The sequence below is a fragment of the Polaribacter sp. genome (assembly GCF_965656025.1).
GTDB lineage: Bacteria > Bacteroidota > Bacteroidia > Flavobacteriales > Flavobacteriaceae > Polaribacter.
This window is the reverse complement of record NZ_CBFHJT010000023.1, coordinates 30,668-38,829: the sequence shown is the minus strand read 5'-3', so window position 1 is coordinate 38,829 and position 8,162 is coordinate 30,668. Positions and strand designations below refer to the sequence as shown.

Annotated in this window: 6 protein-coding genes; 3 read left to right on the top strand and 3 right to left on the bottom strand. The window is 30.6% G+C overall.

Going from position 1 to position 8,162, the window contains the following annotated elements; all coding sequences use genetic code 11:
* Window positions 1–1,017, top strand: a 1,017-nt coding sequence (gene guaA, locus ACTG3S_RS06315) for a glutamine-hydrolyzing GMP synthase (RefSeq protein WP_439128517.1), incomplete at its 5' end; no start/stop codon positions are given.
* A 5-nt stretch (window positions 1,018–1,022) separates the two neighbouring features.
* Window positions 1,023–2,636: a PBP1 and LysM peptidoglycan-binding domain-containing protein gene (locus tag ACTG3S_RS06310; protein ID WP_439128516.1), complete on the top strand. Its 1,614-nt coding sequence runs from the start codon at window positions 1,023–1,025 to the stop codon at window positions 2,634–2,636.
* Between the two features lie 78 nt (window positions 2,637–2,714).
* Here ACTG3S_RS06310 and ACTG3S_RS06305 read toward each other — a convergent pair whose 3' ends face one another.
* Together ACTG3S_RS06305 and ccsA are read right to left on the bottom strand one after the other, a co-directional pair.
* Window positions 2,715–3,230 (bottom strand): DUF2892 domain-containing protein, encoded by a 516-nt coding sequence (locus tag ACTG3S_RS06305; RefSeq protein ID WP_439128515.1) that lies wholly within the window; start codon window positions 3,228–3,230, stop codon window positions 2,715–2,717.
* 111 nt (window positions 3,231–3,341) lie between these two features.
* Window positions 3,342–6,476 carry a cytochrome c biogenesis protein CcsA gene (ccsA, locus tag ACTG3S_RS06300; protein ID WP_439128514.1) on the bottom strand — a complete coding sequence of 1,045 codons (3,135 nt, stop codon included), beginning with the start codon at window positions 6,474–6,476 and terminating at the stop codon, window positions 3,342–3,344.
* Window positions 6,477–6,589: 113 nt separating this feature from the next.
* On the opposite strand from ccsA, the gene ACTG3S_RS06295 reads away from it, so the two are divergent.
* Entirely contained in the window at window positions 6,590–7,153 is a 564-nt protein-coding gene (locus tag ACTG3S_RS06295; protein ID WP_439128513.1) for a hypothetical protein, read from the top strand.
* A gap of 76 nt (window positions 7,154–7,229) precedes the next feature.
* Here the strand turns inward: ACTG3S_RS06295 and ACTG3S_RS06290 are convergent.
* Window positions 7,230–8,162, bottom strand: a 933-nt coding sequence (locus ACTG3S_RS06290; RefSeq protein WP_439128512.1) for an aldehyde dehydrogenase family protein, incomplete at its 5' end; no start/stop codon positions are given.

Sequence of the window (8,162 nt, the reverse complement as noted above, 5' to 3'; positions counted from 1 at the left end):
TCTAAAGATGGAAAGCAATTATTAGAAAACTTCTTAGTAAAAATTGCAGGTGTTGCCCAAACTTGGACAGCAGATTCATTTGTAGAAAGTACAGTTGCAGCCATTCAAGAAAAAGTTGGGAATGATAAAGTTGTTTTAGGGCTTTCAGGAGGAGTAGATTCTACTGTTGCAGCAGTTTTATTAAACAAGGCCATAGGCAAAAACCTATATTGTATTTTTGTTAATAACGGTTTGTTGCGTAAAAATGAATTTGAAAGTGTTTTAGCTCAATATGAAGGTATGGGCTTAAATGTAAAAGGTGTAGATGCATCTGAACGTTTTTTATCAGCCTTGGCTGGAGTTTCTGATCCAGAAAAGAAAAGAAAAGCCATTGGTAACGCTTTTATAGAAGTTTTTGATGATGAAGCGCATCAGATTACAGATGTAACTTGGTTAGCACAAGGTACCATTTATCCAGATGTAATAGAATCTGTTTCTGTAAATGGCGGACCTTCTGCAACTATTAAAAGTCATCATAATGTTGGTGGTTTGCCAGATTTTATGAAATTAAAAATTGTAGAACCCTTAAAAATGATTTTTAAAGACGAAGTAAGAAGAGTAGGGGCTTCTATGGGAATTGATCCTGAATTATTAGGGCGTCATCCTTTTCCGGGACCAGGTCTGGCAATTCGTATTTTAAGTGATATTACTGCCGAAAAAGTTCGTATTTTACAAGAAGTAGATGCTATTTTTATCAACGGATTAAAAGAAGACGGTTTGTACGATAAAGTTTGGCAAGCAGGTGCTATGTTATTGCCTGTAAATTCTGTAGGTGTTATGGGTGATGAGAGAACTTACGAAAAAGTTGTAGCTTTAAGAGCGGTAGAAAGCACAGATGGTATGACTGCAGATTGGGTAAATTTACCATATGAATTTTTACAAAAAACATCAAATAAAATAATAAATCAAGTAAAAGGCGTTAATAGAGTAGTGTATGACATTAGTTCTAAACCACCTGCAACTATAGAATGGGAATAAAATATATGAAACATCTTAAATTTTTTGTTTTTCTGTGTATCCTAACATTTACTGTCTCTTGCGGACAGCAAAAAAAATACATAGAGTATAAGGTAAAAGAAGGAGAAACTATGCGTTTGATAGCCAATAAATTGGATATGAAAACAAAAGATTTACTTCGTTTAAATCCTGATGTTAGTAGAAAACCAAATGTAAATACTGTAATTATTATTCCTAATAAGGAAATGAAAAATGTACAGTCTAACATTAAAAAAGCTATAAAGCAACCAAAAGATACTATTAAAGTTGTAAATGAAGGAATTTCTGATAATGAGAAGCAAAAAAATCAACTTGTAGAAGAATTAGAAAAAGAATATAAAATCCATGAAGTAAAAAAAGGAGACACTTTTTTTAGTTTAACAAGATTTTATAACGTTACTCAACAAGACTTAGTAATATTAAATCCAGAATTATCTGAAGGATTAAAATTAGGGCAAATTATAAAAATAATGCCATTAGAAGATGTTTTTGAAGAGGAAGATTTAATTTACGAAGATGTAATAGAAGAAGATGTAGCTATTAAAGCAGCTATTTTATTACCTTTTAGAGCACAAGAGTTAGATACTTTAGCGAGCCAAGAAATTTTTGGTAAAAGTAGATTGGCAAATATAGTAGCAGACTTGTATTTAGGTGCAGAGATAGCCATAGATTCTTTGAGAAAACAAGGCGTAACAATAGATGTAAAAGTGTACGATACAGGAAGAAATAGTACAAAAATAAAGGAGATTGTTGCTACTGAAAAATTAAATGATAATGATGTTATTATTGGGCCATTATATTCAGAAGAAGTTATTTATTTAGCCGATAAAGTAAGAACACCAGTGGTTTTTCCTGTGTATTCTGAAAAACAAAATGATTTTAATTCTAGAAGAATTATAAAAACGGCACCAAATAAAAGATTGTTTAGAGAAACGCTTTTAAATTATATTGATGAAACTATAACTGAGGGTAATATTATTATTGTTGGAGATGGTAAAGGTGAATCTAACTTTAATGCAAACCAAATTGCAAATACTTTATCTAAAAAAGATTCTATAGGTACCATCACCAAAATTATACCTGAAAACGGCTACATTAAAAAAGAAAAATTTACCGATGTTTTAAAACCCAATGTCAGAAATATTGTGGTGCTAACTACAGACGACAATGTAATTGTAGCAAGTGCAATAAATAGTTTAATTAGTTTGCCAGAAGAGGTTACTGCTTCTGTTTTTACTTTTGATAAAATTAGTGCATTTAATAAAATAGACAATGCAAAATTAGCGCAACTGAACTTTACCTATGTAAGTGATGATTATGCGAGAGATGATTCCTTTAGAGGCACAATGTTTAACAACGCTTATTTAAAGAAAAATCATGTTTTACCATCTTACTATGCAACAAGAGGTTTTGACGTTACTTATGACATTTTAATGCGTTTAGCTTCAGGAAATAGTTTAAAATCTACTTTTGATGAAGGTTATTCTTACAGAGTAGAAAGTAAATTTGATTATACAGACAAACTTTTTAAAATAACAGAAAATAAAGGTTTGTATATTGTAAAATATAATGAAGACTTAACCTTGACAAGAATCAAGTAAGTTCTTAATTATAATAGCATAAAAAAAATCCGTTGAAATTTTCAACGGATTTTTTTTATATAGTAAAATGAATGAAGTTTAGATTTTTTTCATCTGTTGTTTCATCATTTGCATTTGTTCTTTTAGCATACCATGTTTGTCCAATTTCTTAGCTTCTGCCATTAAATTTGTAGCTTCACGCTTACGTCTTTTCGTCATTGCAATACCTGCCAATTGCAATTTTGCCATGGCTAAATCATGATCCATAGACAAACCTAATCTTACAGCTTTACGCAAAAACTTTTCTGACTGTGTAATATTTGTTTGGCTTAACATAATACCATGTAAATAGTTGTAATAACCTTGTTGTTTGGTGGTTAAAGCAGCCTCTGGATTTTTAATATACCCCAACCACTTTTTTGTGCCTTCAAAGTTTTGTTTACGTAATTGTAAAAAAGCCAATAAAATAAACTCGTTTTTAAAGTAGAACAGTACAAAAATTCCTGCTAACAATAAAATCGAAATTCCATTCATGATATTGCCTTGGGTGAATTCGTAAATAGCCCAAACAGTGATTAAACCTGCTAATATTAATTTTATATTTTTATGAAACATATTGTTTTTTAGTTTTATAGTATTTTAATAATGTGCAAAAATACATTTTCTTCTCAATAATCATAGCTACATCACACTAAATTTAAAATGAAATACTAATATTATTAAAACTTATTTTTTATAATATTTTTTGTATTTCATGTATGATAAGCTTCCTAAAATTGCAACAAAACCTATAGAATAAAATACAGAAGTAGGTGTTATTACTCTATCTCCACTTGCATAAGAATGCAATCCAGATAAATAAAAATTAACACCAAAATACGTCATCATAATAGAAGCATACGCAATGATAGACCATAAATTAAACGTAAATCTACCACGTAAACCAGGTATCAAACGCATGTGTAAAACAAATGCGTACACCATAATAGAAATTAAAGCCCAAGTTTCTTTTGGGTCCCAACCCCAATAACGCCCCCAACTTTCATTGGCCCACATACCTCCTAAAAAGTTTCCAATAGTTAACATTATCAAACCTACTGTAATTGCCATTTCGTTAATTACGGTAATTTCTTTCATGTTTAAATCCATTTTCTTTTTATTCTTTTTCGTAGTAAAAAGCATTAAAAATAGTGCTACAATTCCTAAAATCATCCCTAAAGAAAGTGGCCCATAACTAGCAACAATAATAGAAGTGTGTACTAAAAGCCACCAAGAATTTAAAACAGGTTGTAAGTTGGCAATTTCTGGGTCTAACCAGTTTTGGTGTGCAAAACCTAATGTAATGGCAACTAAAAATGCGGTTGCTGTAATTGTAAGTGCAGATTTTCTTCCCATAAACAACCCAAACAACATGGTTGCCCAAGCAACAAAAATAATAGATTCGTAAGCATTACTCCAAGGCGCATAACCACTGATGTACCATCTTGCAATTAAGCTTAACGTATGAATGATAAAGAGCACAACCACACCAATACTTAAAACTTTAACCGTAGCGTTTATCCATTTTTTATCGATAAAAATTTGCCAAATAACAAAGATTAGTAAAAGTACGCTGGCCAAACCATAATAGGTTGCTAGCTTTTGGAAAGGTTGTATTTTGTTATAAGAAATTTCTAAGTCTATTTTTTTATCTGTAGGATAAATGGAAGCACCATATTTTTTCTGATAATTTTTAATACCATCTAAAACTTGATCTGCTTTTGCGTAATTATTTGTTTTTTTTGCACTTTGTAACAATTGAATGTAAAGTGGTAATAATTTAGGTACATACACAGAATCGTTACCAATTAATTTTTTTGTAGATGATAATTCTAAATGAGAAATCCATTTGTTATTTTCATCATTTGGAATAGGATATATTTTTAAAATACCACCACCAATAGCTGTATTTAACAAGCCAACTCTTCTATCTATATTAATTAAATCTTTTTCAAATTTATTTCTAACCTTCTTCTTTTGAGCTTCTGCAACTTTTTCTGCAATTTTATAAGTACCTTGGTTAGAAATAAAATCCATTAAACTGGCACGTTTTGTAGTATCTGCAACACCAATTAACTCTCTAATTTGCGTGTTTCCTTTTTCTAAATAAATTACAGGTACTTCAAACCAAAGTCTAGAATTTTCTACAATAGAGAGTAAAACCTGGCTAGGTTCCATGCCTTTAAAGTTTTCGGTTTTACTAACTTTTCTAACCAATTCAGAGGCAAAAGTATGTGCAGGTTTCATTCTACCACCAGCATCTTGTATTACTAATTTACTAAAGCTTTCTGCATGGGTTTTATCTACCCTATTTGCTTGTAAAATAGAATCTATTTGTTGGTGGGTTATTCTTTTAGGTTTATGATTTTCTGTATGTTGTGTATACGCAAATGTGGATAAAAACAAGGCTGCAACTACAGAAAGCGTTTGTTTCTTTTTTCTAATTTTTGTCAAGCTTTTCTTTAAATCGTCAAAACGAGTGTTTTTAGCAAAAAGGATGCAAATTAAACCTGTGTATAGTAAGGAATAACCAAGGTAGGTAACAAAAGTTCCTAAAAAATCATGATTTACAGATAAATGCGTCTCTTCTCTTTCTCCAGACAAATCGTAACTCGCCTGAAAGAATTTATAACCCCTATGATCTAAAATATGATTCATATAAATTCGATAATCAAAAGTTTCTTTTGGATCTATAACCGTAATTTCACTTGCATAGGCTGCAGCACTTTCTGAACCGGGATATTTTTCTAGCTGAAAATCATTCAACTTTATAGAAAAAGGAGTTTCTAAAATTTTAGCACCATATAAAAGCCTGAAATTTAAGTCGCCAAGTTTGAAGTTTTTAGCACCATCTGTATTAAACTTACTTCCTGTTAATTCTACCCTTTTTGTTTCATTATTTGCTGTAACGTCTAATACAATTACATCTTTTACTTCATCACTTTTAGGGCCACTAATGGTTTTCATAATTCCTTTTTCGGCAGGTTTCGGAATCACAAATTGCAATTTACCAATATTATGTAAGGTTAAATATTGAAACTCCTGCAACGAGTCTTTAACAACTGTTCCTCGCTTTTGATCTGCCATTCTAAACCAATCTCCTTCGTTTTTAGAGATCATAGTCAAGGCACCATTTTTATTAGAAAAATTTAAAGTTGCACTGTCATTTTCTGCCTCAAAACCAACCAAAACTCCATGAATGTTTTGAATTGTCCCTTTTTTTATCCAGTGTTCATGTCTGGTTCCTTCAGAAGATTCTACAAAAAATAGATGTTCTACACCATTTTCATCTTCTACTAATTTTTTTTCTGCCCAAGGTATGTAGTCTACCAATTCTATACGATAATCAGTTCCTTTAAAATCGTCTTTGTAAGACCAACTATTACTACCCCAAGCCGATAATAAAATGGGTTGATTACTAGTTTTTTGAATTTCGTTATTATCTACAACCACATTAACATAAGTAGTTTCAGATAAAAATTTATTGGTGGTTTCTCCTTCTTCAATCAACATTATACCTTCATAACCCACATAACGTGTAATACCAGCACCAATTAAAATTAATAAAAAGGCACTATGAAAAAGTAAGACTGCCCATTTTTCTTTTCTGTACAATCTGTATCTAAAAATGTTACCAAAAAAATTGATGACAAAAAGCGCCATAATTGCTTCGAACCACCATGCATTATAAATTAATGCTTTTGAAGTTTGTGTACCATAATCGTTTTCTATAAAAGTTGCAATACCCATTGCAGTAGCAAAAACGATAAATAAAATTGCCATTAAACGTGTAGAATAGAGGAAATTGAATAAGTTTTTCATCCTTTTTAAAGTGCTTTTTAAACGAGTTACAAATTTAAGCATAAAAGCACAAAAAAGCATCTATATTAAAGTATATTTAAGTGTTAAAAAATCATAAAATTTTCAATTAATAGATGTCTAAAACACACATAATTCCAGCTAATATTAAAAACGAAGTAGAAACTGCCTTGGCTTATTATCCGCAGTTAAAAAATATTAACATAGAATTTAAGTTTAAAAAAAATATTAAAAAGTCTACGATGCAGGCAAGACCTACTTTTGATAGTTTTTTTAAAACTAAAAGAAATAGAAAATTTTTAATATTGATTAGCGAAAAATTTAAAATTTCTGGCAGAGAGTTTTCTACAATTGATATACCCAAAGATATTTTTATTGGTTGGATAGGGCATGAGCTTGGGCATATTATGGATTATCAGAATAGAAATAAATTAAACTTAATTTGGTTTGGTTTAAAATACCTGTTTTCAGACAACCATATTGTGGAGGCAGAAAGAGCTGCAGATAGTTTTGCAGTAAAACATAATATGGAAAAGTATATTTTAAAGACTAAAGACTTTATTTTAAATCATGCCGATATTTCAGAAGTTTATAAAAATAGAATTAAAAGGTATTATTTGTCACCCGAAGAAATTATGGAGCTCGTAAAAAATAGAGACAAACTGAATACTGTCTTATAGTTTAAGCATACAGCAAGTAAAAGCCGATTTTTGTGTGTCAAAAATCGGCTTTTTTAATTCTATTTCATTTAAAAGATTAATCGATCCAAATTGATTTTGTATTTACAAACTCTCTAATTCCGTAATTAGAAAGTTCTCTACCATAACCACTATTTTTAATGCCTCCAAAAGGCAATCTAGGGTCAGAAACCACTAATTTATTTACAAAACTATTTCCTGCTTCTAGCTGTAAAGCAATTTTTTCTCCTCTTTTTAAATCTTTTGTAAAAATACCAGAACCTAAACCAAAAGTGGAATTATTTGCCAATTCTATCGCATGATTTTCGTCTTTGGCTTTTATAACAGAAGCTACAGGTCCAAATATTTCTTCGTCAAAAGCAGTCATACCTGGTTTAACATTTGCTAAAATTGTTGCAGGATAATAAGCACCTTTTCTTTCTGGTATTTTTCCACCTAAAACCAATTCACCTCCTTGTTCTATTGTTTTTTCTACTTGTTCATGAATTTCGTTTCTTAAATCTAAACGTGCCATAGGGCCATAATATACATCTTCATTGGTAGGTTCTCCCATTTTTTTATCTTTCATTTTTTTAGTGAAGAGTGCCAAGAAATCATCATAAATTTCTTCTAACACAATAAACCTTTTTGCAGCAATACAGGTTTGCCCATTATTTTGAAGTCTACCAAAAGTTGCTATGTCTGTCGCGTTTTCTAAGTCGATATCTTCTAAAAAGATATAAGCATCGCTACCACCTAACTCTAAAACAGTTTTCTTTAAATTTTCTCCTGCTATTTTTGCCACAGAGCGTCCTGCAGGTTCACTTCCTGTTAAAGAAACTGCGACAATATTTTTATTTTCAATCACATTTTTTATATGCTTTGAGTCTAAATTTAGATTTGTAAAAACACCCTTAGGAAAACCTGCTTTTTTAAAAGCGTTTTCTAAAGCAAAAGCACAACCTTGTACATTTGATGCATGTTTTAAAACACCTGTATTACCTGTCATAAC